This window comes from Streptomyces sp. NRRL F-5126 (assembly GCF_000721265.1).
Classification (GTDB): Bacteria; Actinomycetota; Actinomycetes; order Streptomycetales; family Streptomycetaceae; genus Streptomyces.
Genome location: NZ_JOFZ01000002.1, coordinates 298,163 through 313,631, shown reverse-complemented (window position 1 = coordinate 313,631; position 15,469 = coordinate 298,163). Strand labels below are relative to the sequence as shown.

Here is a 15,469-nt window from a genome sequence, read left to right as displayed (position 1 = left end):
GAGGACGACGAACGGGCCCGTGCCCGGTTGCCGGGGGTGTACGCGCCGTAGAGGAGGCTCACAGGGTTCCCTCCGTGAACGCTTCGAGGTGCCGGGCGACGGCGGCGGTGAGGGCGTCCGGGTCGGCGAGCAAGGGCCGGACGTCCAGGCGCAGGTCTTCGCGCAGAAGGCACGGCTGGACGCCGCCAGCGTGGTCCAGGCGCAGCGCCCACAGGCCTTCGATGCACTGGCGCCGCACGGGGCAGGTGCCGCACTGGCCCACGTGGTGGCGGCCGAGGTCGCGTTGGATGACGTCGATCTCGATGCCGTCGATCCGGAAGACCCGCCGTCCCTGTCCGACGCCGGCGATCTCTGTGCGCTCGTCGCGGGTGAGGGTGCGCAGGTGGTCGATGATGCCGGAGGCGGAGATCGCCGAGGAGCGGTGGGCGGCGTTGAAGTCGGTGTCCACCAGCTCGATGAACTGCACTGGTAGACGGCGCTGAAGCGCGTATTCGAGGATCGTCAGAACCTCGTGCTGGTTTTCCCGCTGCAGCAGGGTGTTGAGCTCGACGCGCTCGAACGTCTCGCGGGCGGCTTCGATGCCGTCGAGGATCACGTCGATACCCGCCGTGGACTTCGCGATCTTGTACAGGGACTCGTCGGAGAAGTAGTGCAGCGACACCTTCACCTTGTCCAGCGGGGTGGTGGCCAGCCAGGCCTGATGCCGGCGGACGAGGGTGCCGTTCGTGATGAGCGTGTACGAACCGGTCGGCCCGGGGTCAGGGAGACGACTGAGGACGGACCGCGCGAGCGGGGAAACCAACGGCTCCCCGCCGGTGAAGTAGACCCTCCTCAGTCCGGACGCGATCACGGCACGCAAGACGTTCAGGTAGTCGTCGGCGCTCAGGACCCGCGCGCGCGGCCGTGCCGTCCGGTCGGCGTGCGTGACCGGCGGAGGAACATCGCCTTCGTTGTGGCAGAACCAGCATCCGAGGTTGCAGCGGGGAGTGAGCGAGACGCGGAACTGACCGTGCAGAGCTGCGAAGTTGTGCAGTGCAGTGAGGTCGACGTCTGGTGCTACAGGCGGTAAGAGCGGAAGCGTCATGGCGGTTGCTCTACTTTCTTGTCGTGGTTCGAACTGGTCAGCGAGCGGCGTGGCTCAAGCTGCGACGCCATGCGCGCCGCTGCGAGGCGGGCAGCACGGCCTGCTGGGCATATAGGGCGACGGCGTGTTCTCGGGCACTGCGAGAATGAGCAGACGCGTCGCATGGTCGCAATCGGTGACCTCTACTCGGCAGGGGCGTCCCTCCGAGAGGTCCCGTATCGTCGTCTCGTACCGCTCAGGGGCCCCAAGCCACTCCCCCAGGCGGTGCACGGGCACGTACGACGGCGCGGGCGCCATGGGGGCGGTCGCGTAGACGGGCGAGAACGGGTCGGGGTTCAGCGCCCGCACGAGTTCCTTCACGGTGCGGGTCAGCCAGCGTGCGGCGAGTCTGGGCGAGCGCACCTGAGCGTTCCTGAGAAGGAAATCGCCCGGATGGCCGTCTTCAAGGCTGGTTGCGATAGCCGCGCAGCGCACCCGCCGCGGCAAGGCGGGTGCGCTCACCACGTTTTCCGCGCCCGCCTGCACGACGCCACGCCTTCGAGGAGTCCCCCACATGCCGTCACGGCAACTCGGCCCAGACGCGTTTGCCGTCGGGCAGGTCATCGACTCCCCAGGACTCGGCGAGCGAGTTCACGATGAGCAGTCCGCGCCCTCGCTCGTCGTCCAACCCGCCTCCTGGGTACGGACGATCGCGCGACCGGTCGTACACCTCGACACGGACACGCTTGGGCGACACGTCGAGAGACACGATGAGCGCCTCGCCGGGCTCGGTCCCGTAGCGGACAGCGTTGGTCACGAGCTCCGAAACCGTCAACACAACGTCCTCGACGCGGGCGAACCGACCGCGTGTACGTAACACCTCGTAGGCAAAGTCACGAGCGCTCCGCACGGCCTCAGGGTCTCCGTCGAGCATGAGAAGCAACGGATCAACGCTCGTTGTTTTGTCCGCTTTTACGGGCATGTTCACCGCGCAAATCTCCTCGCATCGGCACGCCAGGACACAACTAACTGCTGCCGAAGACACACAGTGAGTGAGCTTCTACTCGACACAGCTTGCACTAGGCGATTGAGTTTGCGCAACATCTCTAGGTTAGATTTGCAAAATTGCATATTCAGTCGAGAGGGCAGAAGCATCCCAGGTGACACGGCCTGCGCAGGGACGGCAGACTGTCAGTCACGACGACAGCGGAGGAGATGAAGCCATGAGTGCGCCTACCGTTCGCCGGCGCAGACTCGGCGCGAAGCTTCGCGCCCTTCGCGGCTCCGACACGACCCTCCAAGAGGTGTCCCAGCACTCGCGTGGGACGTGGACGGTAGCCAGGCTGTCGCGGCTCGAAACGGCAAAGAGCCGCGCGAAGGCCTCAGACGTCGACGAACTCCTCGACCTGTACGAGAAGATGGGCCGAACCGTGAGCCCCGAGCTTCGTACGGCTCTGCTGGCACTCACCCGCCAGGGGAACCAGCGGGGTTGGTGGCACTCGTACCGCGGCGTGCTCACACCCGTCTATGAGGACCTGATCAGCCTGGAGGCTGAGGCCACATCCTTGGAGACGTGGCAACAGGGCGCCATTCCCGGGCTACTGCACACACCCGGCTACGCCCGCGAGGTCATCCGGGCCACCGCCATGTCAGAGGCCGTGGAAGCGCGCGTCGACGCTCTCGTCCAGGTCCGCCTCGCGCGGCAGGCCGTCCTCACCGCCGATGAAGCCCCGCTCAGCCTGTGGGCCGTCATCTCCGAACACGCCCTTCAAGCTCCGTCGCACAGGGAGGGCGTCATGCATGACCAGCTCGGGCGCCTTCTCGACCTGGCGGAGCGCCCCAACATCAACATCCAGGTTCTGCCCACCGCTACGGCGCCACACGCAGGCGTGGTCGGCAACTTCACCATCCTCGGCTTCGACGACTACACAGACCTCGACGTTGTCCACCAGGAGAGTCTCACCTCGACGCAGTACATCGAGGACCGGGGACAGGTCGCCGTCTACCGGGACGCATACGCACGGCTGCAAGCGGCGGCACTGCCCGTAGAAGCATCCGCAGCTCGCATCACAGAGATTAGGAAGAACGCATGAGCCACATCGACGACGCATCCACCCTGCCCGTGACCTGGTGGAAGTCCTCGCGCAGCGATACCGGCGCCCAGTGCGTCGAGTTCGGCATCGTGGACACATCCACCGAGGCCGTGGCCATACGCGACAGCAAGAACCCGACCGGCCCTGCCCTCCTGCTCCCCCACGCGCCCGTCAACGGGCTTGTCGAAGCGCTCAAGCGCGGCGAGCTGCACTAAGGCGCGATAGACGATCCACCAACACCAGGGCCTCGCTCGGGGAGTTCGAGAACGGGGCCCCTGGTGTTGTCGACCGCGCAAGTACTCGGCGCTGCCGTCTGGGCTCCCGATGCCGACTTGGCCAGCATCCGAGAACCGTACTGCGGTGGAGCTGCGTCTGCACCGACGGAGCGGGCCGGGCCGCACACCGGGCGGATCCCGCGCTCACACCGGCGCCGTCGATTTCTTGAGCACAGGCAGACAAGACCTGTTGGAGCGGGTAGCGAGAAGGGCCCTGGCTCGCGCAGGTGCCGGAGACTAACTTCAGAGTATGCGGATCTTGCATCTCTCTGACACCCATCTCGATCGGTCCGACGGTCCTGATGCCGACGGAGCCGATGGTGCTATGGCACTCCGCCGCCTGTTGACGGAACTGAGCCATCTGCACGACCTCGACGCGGTGATGGTCACCGGCGACATCGCGGACGACGGTTCCCCCGACGCATATGCGCGGGCATGCGAACTCCTGTCCGACTACGCCCACCGACGAGGGGCGAACGTCTTCTACACGACCGGCAACCACGACGAGCGCACCGCATTCGCCGAAGTGCTGGGCAGCGGCCACGCCCAGCCAGAGGCGGTATACGAGGGAGCGGCGGGTGAGAGGGCTGGGGCAAGCACCGTCGCCGGATGGCGACTGGTCACGCTGGACACGCTCGTTCCGGGCAAGGGCTATGGTCGCCTGGACGGCGGCCAACTCGACTGGCTCCGCGTAATGCTGACCACTCCGGCACCGTGGGGCACCGTCCTGGCGTTCCACCACCCACCGGTCGCCCTGGATGTCGACGTCCAGCAGGCGCTCGGCCTGCGGAACAGCGCGGAGCTGGCCGAAACGATCCGCGGAACCGATGTCCAACTCATCCTGTGCGGGCACTTCCACCTACAGATTCTGGCACGCCTGGAACAGGCGACCGTGTGGGTCACGCCGGGCGTCGTCAGTCGCATCGACCTGACCGCCCGCCCCGGCACTGAGCGCGCCGTCCACGGCCCGTCAGCCTCACTCGTCCACCTCGGAACCACCAACGGGCCACTCATCCATACGCTGCATGCCCGAGACCCGCGCATGGGCGAGACGATCTACGAGGCCGATGAGGAGGAGATGCGCGAGGCCATCGAAAGACTCGGCCCCACCATTACGGGACTGCGCTGAATCCGAGGCTCTGCGGAGCACCGCCCGCCCGGCGCCCGCGCTGATCGGCAGACGGCGGGACCAGTCGGGACCAGTTCGGTCGGCCGCCGGCATCAACTCGGCCGAAGTCCCTTGTATGCGTCTCCCGAAGCCGCCTCCGGACGACCGGACGGCCCAAATCCGGGGCCAGTTCCTCGCCGCCGCCCCATGAGACCTTCCATGTCGTCGGCGACTTTGGTCTGGACCTATTGACGAGTGGTCCAGACCATTCTAGTGTCCCGGGCACGTCAAGGCTCCGGCCGGCGTCCGGCCGTGCCCGAAGCCACCACGAACTGTCCGGTTCGCATTCCCAGGAGCACCCGTGATGCCTTTCCGTACGCTCCCCCATCCCCGACTCAGATCGAGAACCGCCGCGGCGCTCAGCGCCCTGCTGCTGCCGCTCGCCGCGCTGGTGGCCCTCACCTCACCCGCCCACGCAGCCGCCGCGTCCACCTCGGCCACGGCGACATTCGTCAAGACGCAGGACTGGGGCACCGGTTTCGGTGGCCAGTGGACCGTGAAGAACACCGGCACCACCACCCTGTCCTCCTGGACCGTCGAGTGGGACTTCCCCACCGGCACGTCCGTCACCTCCGCGTGGGACGCCGATGTCACCCACTCGGGCAACCACTGGACCGGCAAGAACAAGAGCTACAACGGCACCCTGGCGCCCGGCGCCTCCGTCAGCTTCGGCTTCAACGGCGCCGGTCCCGGCGCGCCCAGCTCCTGCACGATCAACGGAGGCTCCTGCGACGGCGGCCCGTCGGCGCCCGGTGACAACCCGCCGTCCGCGCCCGGCACGCCCACCGCTTCGTCCGTCACGGACACCTCGGTGAAGCTCGGCTGGGCCGCCGCCACCGACGACAACGGCGTCAAGAACTACGACGTCCTGCGCGACGGCACGAAGGTCGCGACCGTGACCGGAACGTCCTACACGGACACCGGCCTGACCGCGGGCACCGACTACTCGTACACCGTGCAGGCGCGTGACACCGCCGGCCAGACGGGTCCTGTCAGCGGCTCCACCGCCGTGCACACCACGGGAGGCGGCACCGACCCCGGGGACCCGGGTACCACGGGCAAGGTCAAGATGGGGTACCTCACCGACTGGGGCACCTACCAGCGCAACTACCAGGTCAAGAACCTGGTGACCTCCGGCTCGGCGGCCAAGATCAACACCATCAACTACGCGTTCGGCAACGTCACGGGCGGCAAGTGCGCGATCGGCGACGCCTACGCCGACTACCAGAAGACGTTCACCGCGGCCAACAGCGTCGACGGCACCGCCGACACCTGGGACCAGCCCGTCGCGGGCAACATCAACCAGCTGCGCGAGCTGAAGAAGAAGTACCCGAACATCCGCATCCTCTGGTCGTTCGGCGGCTGGACCTGGTCCGGCGGGTTCGGCCAGGCCGCGCAGAACCCGGCCGCGTTCGCCCAGTCCTGCTACGACCTGGTCAAGGACCCGCGGTGGGCCGACGTCTTCGACGGCATCGACATCGACTGGGAGTACCCGAACGCGTGCGGCCTGTCCTGCGACACCAGCGGCCCTGACGCGCTCAAGTCCCTGACGCAGGCGCTGCGCGCCAAGTTCGGCAGCGACGCCCTGGTCACCGCGGCGGTCACGGCAGACGCCTCGTCCGGTGGCAAGATCTCCAAGCAGGACTACGCGGGCGCCGCGAAGTCCCTCGACTGGTACAACGTGATGACGTACGACTTCTTCGGCGCGTTCAGCCCGAAGGGGCCGACGGCCCCGCACTCGCCGCTCACGTCGTACGACGGCATCCCGACGCAGGGCTTCGACTCGGCGGACGCCATCGCCGCGTACAAGGCGCAGGGCGTGCCGGCGAGCAAGCTGCTCCTCGGCATCGGCTTCTACGGCCGCGGCTGGACGGGCGTCACGCAGGACGCGCCCGGCGGCACGGCGACAGGAGCGGCGCCCGGCACGTACGAGGCGGGCATCGAGGACTACAAGGTCCTCAAGAACACCTGCCCGGTCACCGGGACGGTCGCGGGCACGGCGTACGCACACTGCGGCAGCAACTGGTGGAGCTACGACACGCCCTCGACCATCGCGGGCAAGATGGCCTGGGCGAAGCAGCAGGGCCTGGGAGGCGCGTTCTTCTGGGAGTTCAGCGGCGACACCGCGAACGGTGAGCTGGTGACGGCGCTGTCCAACGGCCTCGGCTGAGGCGCGTACAGCAAGCTGATGGGGCGGCACCCTGCGGTGCCGCCCCATCACGCCTCAGGCCACATTCACTCTCCCCCGGACTTCGTCCGGGGGCACCCCCATCCAGAGAGCCGCCAATCAGGCCACATTCACTCTCTGGCCAGGCGGCGCCGCCTCCAGCCAGGCGAGGAAGCCCGTGAGCGCGTCGTCGCTCATCGCCAGTTCGAGGCGTACCGACCCGTGCCTGCACGCCAGCACCACCGCGTCCGACAGCAGCGCCAGCTCCTCCTCGCCCTCCGGGGCGCGGCGGGCGAGCACCTCGATCGCCGAGCGCTCCAGTGAGCGGCGCGGGCGGGGCGCGTAGGAGAAGACGCGGAACCAGTTGATGCGGTCGCCGTTGTAGCGGGCCACCCCGTACACCCAGCCCTTGCCGGACGGGTCGGGTGTCTCGGGCAGGTTCCAGCGGACGCTGCAGTCGAAGGTGCCGCCGGAACGCTGGATGAGCCGCCGGCGCAGACCGAAGACGAAGAGACCCAACGCAACCAGGGCGACGACCAGCGCCGCGACAAGCAGAGCGAGGGTCATCTACACCGACCTCCTCGCCTCATCCGGTCCGTCCACGCACCTGACCTGCTCCGTCCCTGCCACCCGCACCGCCTCAGCCGCGGCCCGGCTGGAGGTGTCCAGCGCGAAGCCGCGGCTGAGGGGTGAAGCAATCGGGCGGCGCTACTTCGCCGCCACCGCACGCATCCGGACGTCGGCGCGCCGCTCGGCGACCGCGTCTTCGTCCGACTTCGCACGCGCCAGCGCACGCTCGGCGCGCTCGGGGTCGATCTCGTCCGCCAGCTCGGCGACCTCCGCGAGCAGCGAAAGCTTGTCGTCGGCGAACGACAGGAACCCGCCGTGCACCGCGGCGACGACCGTGCCGCCGTCGCTCGTCCTGATGGTCACGGGGCCTGACTCCAGCACCCCGAGCACCGGCTGGTGACCGGCCATGATGCCGATGTCACCTGAGCTGGTGCGCGCGACGACCAGGTGGGCCTCGCCGGACCACACGTTGCGGTCAGCCGCGACCAGCTCCACGTGCAGATCAGCCAAGGGGGGCTCCTCGGGTCAGCACCCGGCCGTTCGACCGGGTGTCGATGTCAATTCTAGAGGGTGCTCGGGTGAGCGCCGGGAGCGGGGCTGCCGAATGCCGGCGGCCCCGCTCCCACGAGTGGTACGTGCGGCCCTCGGCGTCAGGAGACGCCGAGCTCCTTCGCGTTCTTCTTCAGGTCCTCGATGCCACCGCACATGAAGAAGGCCTGCTCGGGGAAGTGGTCGTACTCGCCGTCGCAGATCGCGTTGAACGCCGCGATCGACTCGTCGAGCGACACGTCGGAACCGTCGACGCCGGTGAACTGCTTGGCGACGTGCGTGTTCTGCGACAGGAACCGCTCGACGCGACGGGCGCGGTAGACGGTGAGCTTGTCGTCCTCGCCGAGCTCGTCCATGCCGAGGATGGCGATGATGTCCTGGAGGTCCTTGTACTTCTGCAGGATCGCCTTGACGCGGCTGGCCGTGTCGTAGTGCTCCTGCGTGATGTAGCGCGGGTCCAGGATCCGGGACGTGGAGTCCAGCGGGTCCACGGCCGGGTAGATGCCCTTCTCCGAGATCGGCCTGGACAGCGTCGTCGTCGCGTCGAGGTGCGCGAACGTCGTGGCCGGGGCCGGGTCGGTGAGGTCGTCGGCGGGCACGTAGATCGCCTGCATCGAGGTGATCGAGTGGCCGCGCGTCGAGGTGATGCGCTCCTGGAGGAGGCCCATCTCGTCCGCCAGGTTCGGCTGGTAGCCCACCGCGGAGGGCATGCGGCCGAGCAGGGTGGAGACCTCGGAGCCCGCCTGCGTGAACCGGAAGATGTTGTCGATGAAGAACAGCACGTCCTGGCTCTGCACATCGCGGAAGTACTCCGCCATGGTCAGGCCGGCCAGGGCGACCCGCAGGCGGGTGCCCGGGGGCTCGTCCATCTGGCCGAAGACCAGCGCGGTCTTGTCGATGACGCCGGACTCGGTCATCTCCTCGATGAGGTCGTTGCCCTCACGGGTGCGCTCGCCGACGCCCGCGAACACCGACACACCGTCGTGGTTGTTGGCGACGCGGTAGATCATCTCCTGGATGAGCACCGTCTTGCCCACGCCGGCGCCGCCGAACAGGCCGATCTTGCCGCCCTTGACGTACGGGGTCAGCAGGTCGATGACCTTGATGCCGGTCTCGAACATCTCGGTCTTCGACTCGAGCTGGTCGAAGTTGGGGGCCTTGCGGTGGATGGACCAGCGCTCGGTGATCTCCGACTCGGCGCTCGGGTCGTTGAGCACCTCGCCGAGGGTGTTGAAGACGCGGCCCTTGGTGACGTCGCCGACGGGCACGGTGATGCCCGCCCCGGTGTCGGTCACCGGGGCCTGGCGGACCAGGCCGTCGGTGGGCTGCATGGAGATCGCGCGGACCACGCCGTCACCCAGGTGCTGGGCGACCTCCAGGGTCAGCGTCTTGCGCTTGCCCGCGTCGGCCGGGTCGTCGACCTCGACCGTCAGGGCGTTGTAGATGTCCGGCATCGCGTCGACGGGGAACTCCACGTCGACGACCGGGCCGATGACCCGGGCGACGCGGCCCGTGGTGGTCGGCGCCTCAGCTGTGGTCGTCATTACTTTTCACTCCCCGCGTTCGCGTCGGCCAGGGCACTGGAGCCACCGACGATCTCGCTGATTTCCTGGGTGATTTCGGCCTGGCGGGCCGCGTTGGCGAGCCGGCCGAGCGTCTTGATCAGCTCACCGGCGTTGTCCGTCGCCGCCTTCATCGCGCGGCGCGTGGCCGCGTGCTTGGAGGCCGCGGCCTGGAGGAGCGCGTTGTAGATGCGGCTCTCCACGTAGCGCGGCAGCAGGGCGTCGAGGACGCCCTCGGCCGACGGCTCGAACTCGAACAGCGGCAGTGCCTCCGGCTTGCCGACGGCCTCGGTCGAGGGATCGTCCTCAAGACGCAGCGGCAGCAGCCGCGGCCCGACGGGCGTCTGCGTGAGCATGGACTCGAACTCGGTGAACACGATGTGGAGCTCGTCCACGCCGCCCTCGGCCGTGTCCTGCTGCACCGCCGCGATCAGCGGGGCCGCGATCTCCTTGGCGTTCGCGTACACGGGGTTGTCGGTGAAGCCGGTCCACGACTCCATGACCTTGCGCTCGCGGAAGCCGTAGTAGGCGACGCCCTTGCGGCCGACGATGTAGCTGTCGACCTCCTTGCCCTCGCCGCGCAGCTGCTCGGTGAGCCGCTCCGCCGCCTTGATCACGTTGGAGGAGTAGCCGCCGGCGAGGCCGCGGTCGCTGGTGATGAGCAGCAGCGCGGCACGGGTCGGCGAGGCCGCCTCCGTCGTCAGCGGGTGCTTGGTGTTCGACCCGGTCGCCACCGCCGTGACGGCGCGCGTCAGCTCCGTCGCGTACGGCGTTGAGGCCGTCACCTGGCGCTGCGCCTTGATGATCCGCGAGGCCGCGATCATCTCCATCGCCTTGGTGATCTTCTTGGTCGCGGTGACGGATTTGATGCGACGCTTGTAGACCCGGAGCTGCGCTCCCATGAGTCAGGTCCCTTCCGTCGTCACTTGGCCGAGTCGGCCGGGGCTTCGTCGCCGAGCAGCTTGCCGTCCGACGTCTCGAACTGGCGCTTGAAGTTGTCGACGGCGTCGCCGATGGCGGTGATGGTGTCGTCGGACATCTTGGCGCCCTCGGCGATGCTGGTGAGCAGCTCCTTGCGCTCGCGGCGCAGGTGCTCGTGCAGCTCCGCCTCGAAGCGCCGGATGTCCTCGACCGGGACGTCGTCCATCTTGCCGTTGGTGCCGGACCAGATGGAGACGACCTGCTCCTCGACGGGCATCGGCTGGTACTGCGGCTGCTTGAGCAGCTCGGTCATCCGCTTGCCGCGCTCCATCTGCTGCTTGGAGGCCGCGTCCAGGTCGGAGCCGAAGGACGCGAACGCCTCCAGCTCGCGGTACTGGGCGAGGTCCACGCGGAGCCGTCCCGACACCTGGCGCTGGGCCTTGTGCTGGGCGGAGCCGCCGACGCGTGAGACCGAGATGCCGACGTTCAGCGCGGGGCGCTGCCCGGCGTTGAACAGGTCGGACTCCAGGAAGCACTGGCCGTCGGTGATGGAGATGACGTTGGTCGGGATGAACGCCGAGACGTCGTTGGCCTTCGTCTCGACGATCGGCAGCCCGGTCATCGAGCCCGCGCCCATCTCGTCGGAGAGCTTCGCGCAGCGCTCCAGCAGGCGGGAGTGCAGGTAGAAGACGTCGCCGGGGTAGGCCTCGCGGCCCGGCGGGCGGCGCAGCAGCAGCGACACGGCGCGGTAGGCGTCGGCCTGCTTCGACAGGTCGTCGAAGACGATCAGGACGTGCTTGCCCTGGTACATCCAGTGCTGGCCGATGGCCGAGCCGGTGTACGGGGCGAGGTACTTGAAGCCGGCCGGGTCGGACGCGGGGGCCGCGACGATCGTCGTGTACTCGAGCGCGCCGGACTCCTCAAGGGCACCGCGCACGGACGCGATGGTGGAGCCCTTCTGGCCGATGGCGACGTAGATGCAGCGGACCTGCTTGTTCTCGTCGCCCGAGCGCCAGTTGTCGCGCTGGTTGATGATCGTGTCGACGGCGAGCGCCGTCTTGCCGGTGCCGCGGTCGCCGATGATCAGCTGGCGCTGGCCGCGGCCGATCGGGACCATCGAGTCGACGGCCTTGTAGCCGGTCTGCATCGGCTCGTGCACGGACTTGCGGACCATGACGCCGGGAGCCTGCAGCTCCAGGGCGCGGCGGCCCTCCGTCTCGATCTCGCCGAGGCCGTCGATCGGGGTGCCGAGCGGGTCGACCACGCGACCCAGGTAGCCGTCGCCGACCGCCACGGAGAGGACCTCTCCAGTGCGGGTGACGGGCTGGCCTTCCTCGACGCCGTCGAACTCGCCGAGGACGATCGCGCCGATCTCGCGCTCCTCGAGGTTGAGGGCGAGGCCGAGGGTGCCGTCCTCGAACTTCAGCAGCTCGTTCGCCATGGCTGAGGGCAGTCCCTCCACCCGGGCGATGCCGTCGCCGGCCTGGCTGACCGTACCGACCTCCTCGCGCGAGGCCGCGTCCGGCTGGTACGACTGGACAAAGTTCTCCAGCGCGTCCCGGATCTCCTCCGGCCGGATCGTGAGCTCCGCCATCTGGGTTCCCTGCTCTCCTTGTTGGGCCCGAAGTTTCTTTGGGGTCTGGGGGCGACCCCCAGGAATCTTCTGCAATTTCTGCACGGCCCAACCGGGCCGCTCCCTGCTCATTACCGTTGTGTCGCCGCGCTGCCCGGCGGTGACGCCGTCAGCGGCCGCCGAGCTGCCGGTTCGCCTCTTCGAGGCGCTCCTGGACCGTGCCGTTGATGACCTCGTCGCCGATGCGCACCGAGATCCCGCCGAGGACCTCGGGGTCCACATCGAGATTCAGGTGCATCTGCTTGCCGTACAGCTTCGCCAGCACGGCTCCCAGCCTGCGCTGCTGTCCGTCGGTGAGCGGGACCGCCGAGGTGACCACGGCGACCATCCGATCCCGGCGGGCGGCCGCGAGCCCGGACAAGGACCTGAGTCCGTCCTCCAGGCTACGGCCACGCGGCCGTGTGACGAGACGCTCGACGAGGCGGACCGTGACCGCGTCGGCGCGACCGCCGAGAAGCCTGGTCAGGAGGGTGGCCTTGGCGGAGGCCGGTGCCGCCCTGTCCGTGAGCGCCGCCCGCAGGCCGGCGTCCGACTCGACGATGCGGCCGAACCGGAACAGCTCGTCCTCGACGTTGTCGAGGCGGCCCGCGCCCTGCGCCGCCGTGAGGTCCGCGGTGGCGGCGAGCTCCTCGATGGCGTCGACCAGGTCGCGCGACTGCGACCAGCGGGACCTGACCATGCCGGACACGAGATCCGCAGCCGCGGACCCGACCTGCCCGTCGAGCAGCCGCCCGGCGAGCGCGGCCTTGGCGTCCTCGCCCTGGACCGGGTCGGTCAGGACGCGGCGCAGCGCCCTCTCGCGGTCGAGCAGCGACGTCACGGCGGCCAGGTCCTCGGCGAGGCCCGCCGCGTCGGCCGACGGCGCGTCGGTCAGGGCGTCGAGGCGCTCGCGCGCTGCGGTGAGCGCCTCGCGGCTCGCTCCGTTCATCGCGTCGCCTCTACGTTCGCGGCACTGCCCTCGAGCTGGTCGAGGAACCGGTCGATGGTGCGGCTCTGCCTGGCGTGGTCCTCAAGGGACTCGCCGACGAGCTTGCCGGCCAGTTCGGTGGCGAGCTTGCCCACGTCCTGGCGCAGCGCCACCGCGGCGGCCTTGCGGTCGACCTCGATCTGGGTGTGGCCGGCGGCGACGATCTCCTCGCGCTGCCGCTGCCCCTCTTCCCGCATCTGCTGGATGATCGTGGCACCCTGCTCGGTCGCCTCCTGGCGGAGCCGCGCGGCCTCGTGCCTGGCCTCGGCCAGCTGTGCCTTGTACTGCTCAAGGGTCTGGTTGGCCTCGGCCTGCGCCTCGGCCGCACGCTCAATGCCGCCCTCGATCGCGTCGTGCCGCTCCTCCAGCGTCTTCTGGATGTTCGGCAGGAGCTTCTTACCGAGGAAACCGAAGACGATCAGGAAGCAGAGGATGCCGACGACGAGTTCCGTCATGTCCGGGATGAGCGGGTTCTGCGCCCCCTCGGCGGCCAGGAAGGTCATCATGTCTGAACCTTTCGTCGAATCGGGATCGGGCTACTAGGCCGGGAAGATGAAGGGGACGACCAGGCCCAGCAGCGCCAGGACCTCACAGAGGGCGAAGCCGAGGAACATGTTGGTGCGGATGACGGGCATGGCCTCGGGCTGGCGGGCCATGGCCTCGATGGAGTGCCCGAAGACGACACCGATACCGACACCGGGGCCGATGGCGGCGAGACCGTACGCGACGGCACCCAGGTTGCCCTTGATCGAGATGGAGTTGGCGGCGAGGTTGACAAGCTCGGCAGACATCTTCCTGTCTTCCTTATGTGTGCGGGTCCGCTGGGGGGCTTCCCAGCGGAAGTCGGATTGGTGGGGCCGGCAGACCTGGGGGGTCAGTGACCCTCCTGGATCGCTCCCTGGATGTAGATGGAGGTGAGGAGCGTGAAGATATAGGCCTGGAGGAACTGGATCAGGACCTCGAAAGCGGTCATGCCGATGGCCAGGACGAACGACCCGGCGGCGACCGCGGACATGATCGACGGGGTGAGCAGGTACCAGGTCGCCGCGCTGAACATCACGATCAGCATGTGGCCGGCGAACATGTTGGCCCACAGCCGCACCGCCAGCGTGAACGGGCGGGTGATCACGTTCTGGATGAACTCCAGCAGGATGACGAGCGGCCGGATCCACCCCGGCAGACCCTCGATGTAGACGAGGTTCTTGACGCCGCCCTTGAAGCCGTTCTTCTTGAACGTCAGGTACAGGTACGTCACCCACACGCAGAACGCGAGGACGGCGGGGTAGGCGAACCGCGACGTGGCCGGGAACTGCGCCAGCGGGATCACCGACATGATGTTCATGATCCACACGAAGAAGAAGATCGACGTGAGGAAGGGCACGTACTTGGAGCCCTCCTTGCCGATCACGTCGCGCGCGATGCTGCGGGCGATGAAGTTGTAGCCGATCTCGCCGATCAGCTGCATCTTGCCCGGGACGAGCTTCGGCTTCCTGAACGCGAGCCAGAAGAGCCCCACGACGATCACCATGCAGATGACCGACAGGAGCATCGACTTCGTGAACTCGATGCCGCCGATGGTCAGGAAAGGCTTGAAGTCGAACGAGTTGAGGCCCGGCGCAGGGAAGCCACATCCGGTGTAGAGGTGGCATCCGCTCTCAGCGAGCAGCGTGTGGGCACTCACCCGTGACTCCTTCGTCGTGATGCATGGGAAACGGCAACCTTGTGTGTCAGCGCGGCGGATGAAGCCGCGGTTCGGCACGGGAGACGTGGTGTGGCGGTGCCGCCGCGATCCACGGGAAGTGTCGGCCGAGGACCGGGCAGTCCGGCTGTCTCGCTGTCGCCACAGCAGTCGGTCCGGTCGACTCGGAAACGCCGCGAGCCGTCAGAGATGGTTTCCGCCCTGCTCGTGAGCAGCGGTCGGACCCCGCGGCCGCAAGCGCTTCCGGACGATAGCAGATCGCTATCAGCCCTCTTCACGCCGGTCTCAAGCCGCATCGTAGGACTTCGCCTTCGACGCGCGTCCGGCCCCCTTGCCGGCGGCCGGCTTGCCGGGGAACGTCGCCTCGGTGTCGACGTAGAGCATCTTGGCGGTGAGGCTCTGCTTGACCTGGCCGCCCACCCAGGACAGCGCTGTCACCAGCAGTGTCAGGGCGAAGGCCCGCGCGTTGAACAGCGTGGTGTCACGGAAGACGATGATGAAGACGCCGATGAGCAGGATCTGCACCGCGTAGACCAGGAGTCCCGCCGTCATGGCGACCTGGGGGGTGTCCCGCGTCAGGCGCATCAGCGCGGCCGTGCCCGCGCCGAAGAAGACAGCCACGACGGCAAGCGCGACAAGTCCGCCGATCAGGCCCTTCTCACCGGCGACGATGGCGCTGACAACAGTGGCTACGACTCCCACGGGACCGGCGATGATCGCCGAACCCCGGAGAATCCGGGCGTCGTTGGACTGCATGAGGACAGCTCCAGCGGGACTTGGGGGTGGGTGTGCAGACGGTGGA

General features: G+C 68.2%; 17 protein-coding genes. 4 read left to right on the top strand and 13 right to left on the bottom strand.

The genetic code is table 11. From position 1 onward, the window contains the following. Positions 1–58: 58 nt before the first annotated feature. From IH48_RS0105640 to IH48_RS0105630, 3 genes are all read right to left on the bottom strand, one after another. On the bottom strand, positions 59–1,084 hold the full coding sequence (locus IH48_RS0105640; protein ID WP_030899911.1) for a radical SAM protein: 1,026 nt from the start codon (positions 1,082–1,084) through the stop codon (positions 59–61). Positions 1,085–1,138: 54 nt separating this feature from the next. Next, the gene (locus IH48_RS34275) at positions 1,139–1,486 is read right to left on the bottom strand and encodes a hypothetical protein (protein ID WP_051839226.1); all 348 of its coding nucleotides are present in this window, start codon (positions 1,484–1,486) and stop codon (positions 1,139–1,141) included. Between the two features lie 157 nt (positions 1,487–1,643). Further along, positions 1,644–2,045 (bottom strand): ATP-binding protein, encoded by a 402-nt coding sequence (locus tag IH48_RS0105630; RefSeq protein ID WP_078849526.1) that lies wholly within the window; start codon positions 2,043–2,045, stop codon positions 1,644–1,646. A 241-nt stretch (positions 2,046–2,286) separates the two neighbouring features. Here IH48_RS0105630 and IH48_RS0105625 point away from each other — a divergent pair, with 241 nt between their 5' ends. The 4 genes from IH48_RS0105625 (at position 2,287) to IH48_RS0105610 (ending at position 6,769) form a co-directional block, all read left to right on the top strand. Further along, positions 2,287–3,156, top strand: a complete 870-nt coding sequence (locus tag IH48_RS0105625; RefSeq protein WP_030899906.1) for a DUF5753 domain-containing protein — start codon at positions 2,287–2,289, stop codon at positions 3,154–3,156. Further along, positions 3,153–3,371 carry a DUF397 domain-containing protein gene (locus tag IH48_RS0105620; protein WP_030899905.1) on the top strand — a complete coding sequence of 73 codons (219 nt, stop codon included), beginning with the start codon at positions 3,153–3,155 and terminating at the stop codon, positions 3,369–3,371. Before IH48_RS0105625 ends, IH48_RS0105620 begins: the two co-directional genes overlap by 4 nt. 310 nt (positions 3,372–3,681) lie before the next feature. After that, the gene (locus tag IH48_RS0105615; RefSeq protein WP_030899903.1) at positions 3,682–4,560 is read left to right on the top strand and encodes a metallophosphoesterase family protein; all 879 of its coding nucleotides are present in this window, start codon (positions 3,682–3,684) and stop codon (positions 4,558–4,560) included. A 343-nt stretch (positions 4,561–4,903) separates the two neighbouring features. Next, positions 4,904–6,769 (top strand): glycoside hydrolase family 18 chitinase, encoded by a 1,866-nt coding sequence (locus tag IH48_RS0105610; protein ID WP_030899899.1) that lies wholly within the window; start codon positions 4,904–4,906, stop codon positions 6,767–6,769. A gap of 117 nt (positions 6,770–6,886) precedes the next feature. Here IH48_RS0105610 and IH48_RS0105605 read toward each other — a convergent pair whose 3' ends face one another. The 10 genes from IH48_RS0105605 to IH48_RS0105560 all read right to left on the bottom strand — a co-directional run bounded on the left by IH48_RS0105605 (position 6,887) and on the right by IH48_RS0105560 (position 15,423). Beyond that, complete coding sequence (locus IH48_RS0105605) at positions 6,887–7,333, bottom strand: DUF2550 domain-containing protein (protein ID WP_030899895.1); 447 nt, start codon at positions 7,331–7,333, stop codon at positions 6,887–6,889. A 141-nt stretch (positions 7,334–7,474) separates the two neighbouring features. Beyond that, positions 7,475–7,846 (bottom strand): F0F1 ATP synthase subunit epsilon, encoded by a 372-nt coding sequence (locus IH48_RS0105600; RefSeq protein ID WP_030899893.1) that lies wholly within the window; start codon positions 7,844–7,846, stop codon positions 7,475–7,477. 140 nt (positions 7,847–7,986) lie between these two features. After that, positions 7,987–9,429, bottom strand: coding sequence for a F0F1 ATP synthase subunit beta (gene atpD, locus IH48_RS0105595; RefSeq protein ID WP_030899890.1), 1,443 nt, complete (start codon positions 9,427–9,429; stop codon positions 7,987–7,989). Next, complete coding sequence (locus IH48_RS0105590; RefSeq protein ID WP_030899888.1) at positions 9,429–10,349, bottom strand: F0F1 ATP synthase subunit gamma; 921 nt, start codon at positions 10,347–10,349, stop codon at positions 9,429–9,431. The genes atpD and IH48_RS0105590 overlap by 1 nt, the downstream gene beginning before the upstream one ends. A 20-nt stretch (positions 10,350–10,369) precedes the next feature. Continuing rightward, a complete protein-coding gene (atpA, locus tag IH48_RS0105585) occupies positions 10,370–11,962 on the bottom strand; it encodes a F0F1 ATP synthase subunit alpha (protein ID WP_030899886.1) in 1,593 nt (530 codons plus the stop codon). Positions 11,963–12,110: 148 nt separating this feature from the next. Beyond that, positions 12,111–12,929 carry a F0F1 ATP synthase subunit delta gene (locus tag IH48_RS0105580; RefSeq protein ID WP_030899882.1) on the bottom strand — a complete coding sequence of 273 codons (819 nt, stop codon included), beginning with the start codon at positions 12,927–12,929 and terminating at the stop codon, positions 12,111–12,113. Then, the gene (locus tag IH48_RS0105575) at positions 12,926–13,471 is read right to left on the bottom strand and encodes a F0F1 ATP synthase subunit B (protein WP_030899880.1); all 546 of its coding nucleotides are present in this window, start codon (positions 13,469–13,471) and stop codon (positions 12,926–12,928) included. Before IH48_RS0105575 ends, IH48_RS0105580 begins: the two co-directional genes overlap by 4 nt. Before the next feature lie 36 nt (positions 13,472–13,507). Beyond that, positions 13,508–13,759, bottom strand: a complete 252-nt coding sequence (gene atpE, locus IH48_RS0105570) for an ATP synthase F0 subunit C (protein ID WP_030899878.1) — start codon at positions 13,757–13,759, stop codon at positions 13,508–13,510. 83 nt (positions 13,760–13,842) lie between these two features. Next, on the bottom strand, positions 13,843–14,649 hold the full coding sequence (gene atpB, locus IH48_RS0105565; protein WP_030899875.1) for a F0F1 ATP synthase subunit A: 807 nt from the start codon (positions 14,647–14,649) through the stop codon (positions 13,843–13,845). 303 nt (positions 14,650–14,952) lie between these two features. Further along, a complete protein-coding gene (locus IH48_RS0105560; protein WP_030899872.1) occupies positions 14,953–15,423 on the bottom strand; it encodes a hypothetical protein in 471 nt (156 codons plus the stop codon). Between the last annotated feature and the right edge of the window lie 46 nt (positions 15,424–15,469).

Bases quoted from the DNA above. Each gene is read 5' to 3' on its own strand.
- atpE (WP_030899878.1), bottom strand. From the start codon at position 13,759: ATGTCTGCCGAGCTTGTCAACCTCGCCGCCAACTCCATCTCGATCAAG.
- IH48_RS0105630 (WP_078849526.1), bottom strand. From the start codon at position 2,045: ATGCCCGTAAAAGCGGACAAAACAACGAGCGTTGATCCGTTGCTTCTC.
- IH48_RS0105580 (WP_030899882.1), bottom strand. From the start codon at position 12,929: ATGAACGGAGCGAGCCGCGAGGCGCTCACCGCAGCGCGCGAGCGCCTC.
- IH48_RS0105625 (WP_030899906.1), top strand. From the start codon at position 2,287: ATGAGTGCGCCTACCGTTCGCCGGCGCAGACTCGGCGCGAAGCTTCGC.
- IH48_RS0105575 (WP_030899880.1), bottom strand. From the start codon at position 13,471: ATGACCTTCCTGGCCGCCGAGGGGGCGCAGAACCCGCTCATCCCGGAC.
- IH48_RS0105590 (WP_030899888.1), bottom strand. From the start codon at position 10,349: ATGGGAGCGCAGCTCCGGGTCTACAAGCGTCGCATCAAATCCGTCACC.
- atpD (WP_030899890.1), bottom strand. From the start codon at position 9,429: ATGACGACCACAGCTGAGGCGCCGACCACCACGGGCCGCGTCGCCCGG.
- IH48_RS0105610 (WP_030899899.1), top strand. From the start codon at position 4,904: ATGCCTTTCCGTACGCTCCCCCATCCCCGACTCAGATCGAGAACCGCC.
- IH48_RS0105560 (WP_030899872.1), bottom strand. From the start codon at position 15,423: ATGCAGTCCAACGACGCCCGGATTCTCCGGGGTTCGGCGATCATCGCC.
- atpA (WP_030899886.1), bottom strand. From the start codon at position 11,962: ATGGCGGAGCTCACGATCCGGCCGGAGGAGATCCGGGACGCGCTGGAG.
- IH48_RS0105620 (WP_030899905.1), top strand. From the start codon at position 3,153: ATGAGCCACATCGACGACGCATCCACCCTGCCCGTGACCTGGTGGAAG.
- IH48_RS0105640 (WP_030899911.1), bottom strand. From the start codon at position 1,084: ATGACGCTTCCGCTCTTACCGCCTGTAGCACCAGACGTCGACCTCACT.
- IH48_RS0105605 (WP_030899895.1), bottom strand. From the start codon at position 7,333: ATGACCCTCGCTCTGCTTGTCGCGGCGCTGGTCGTCGCCCTGGTTGCG.
- IH48_RS0105615 (WP_030899903.1), top strand. From the start codon at position 3,682: ATGCGGATCTTGCATCTCTCTGACACCCATCTCGATCGGTCCGACGGT.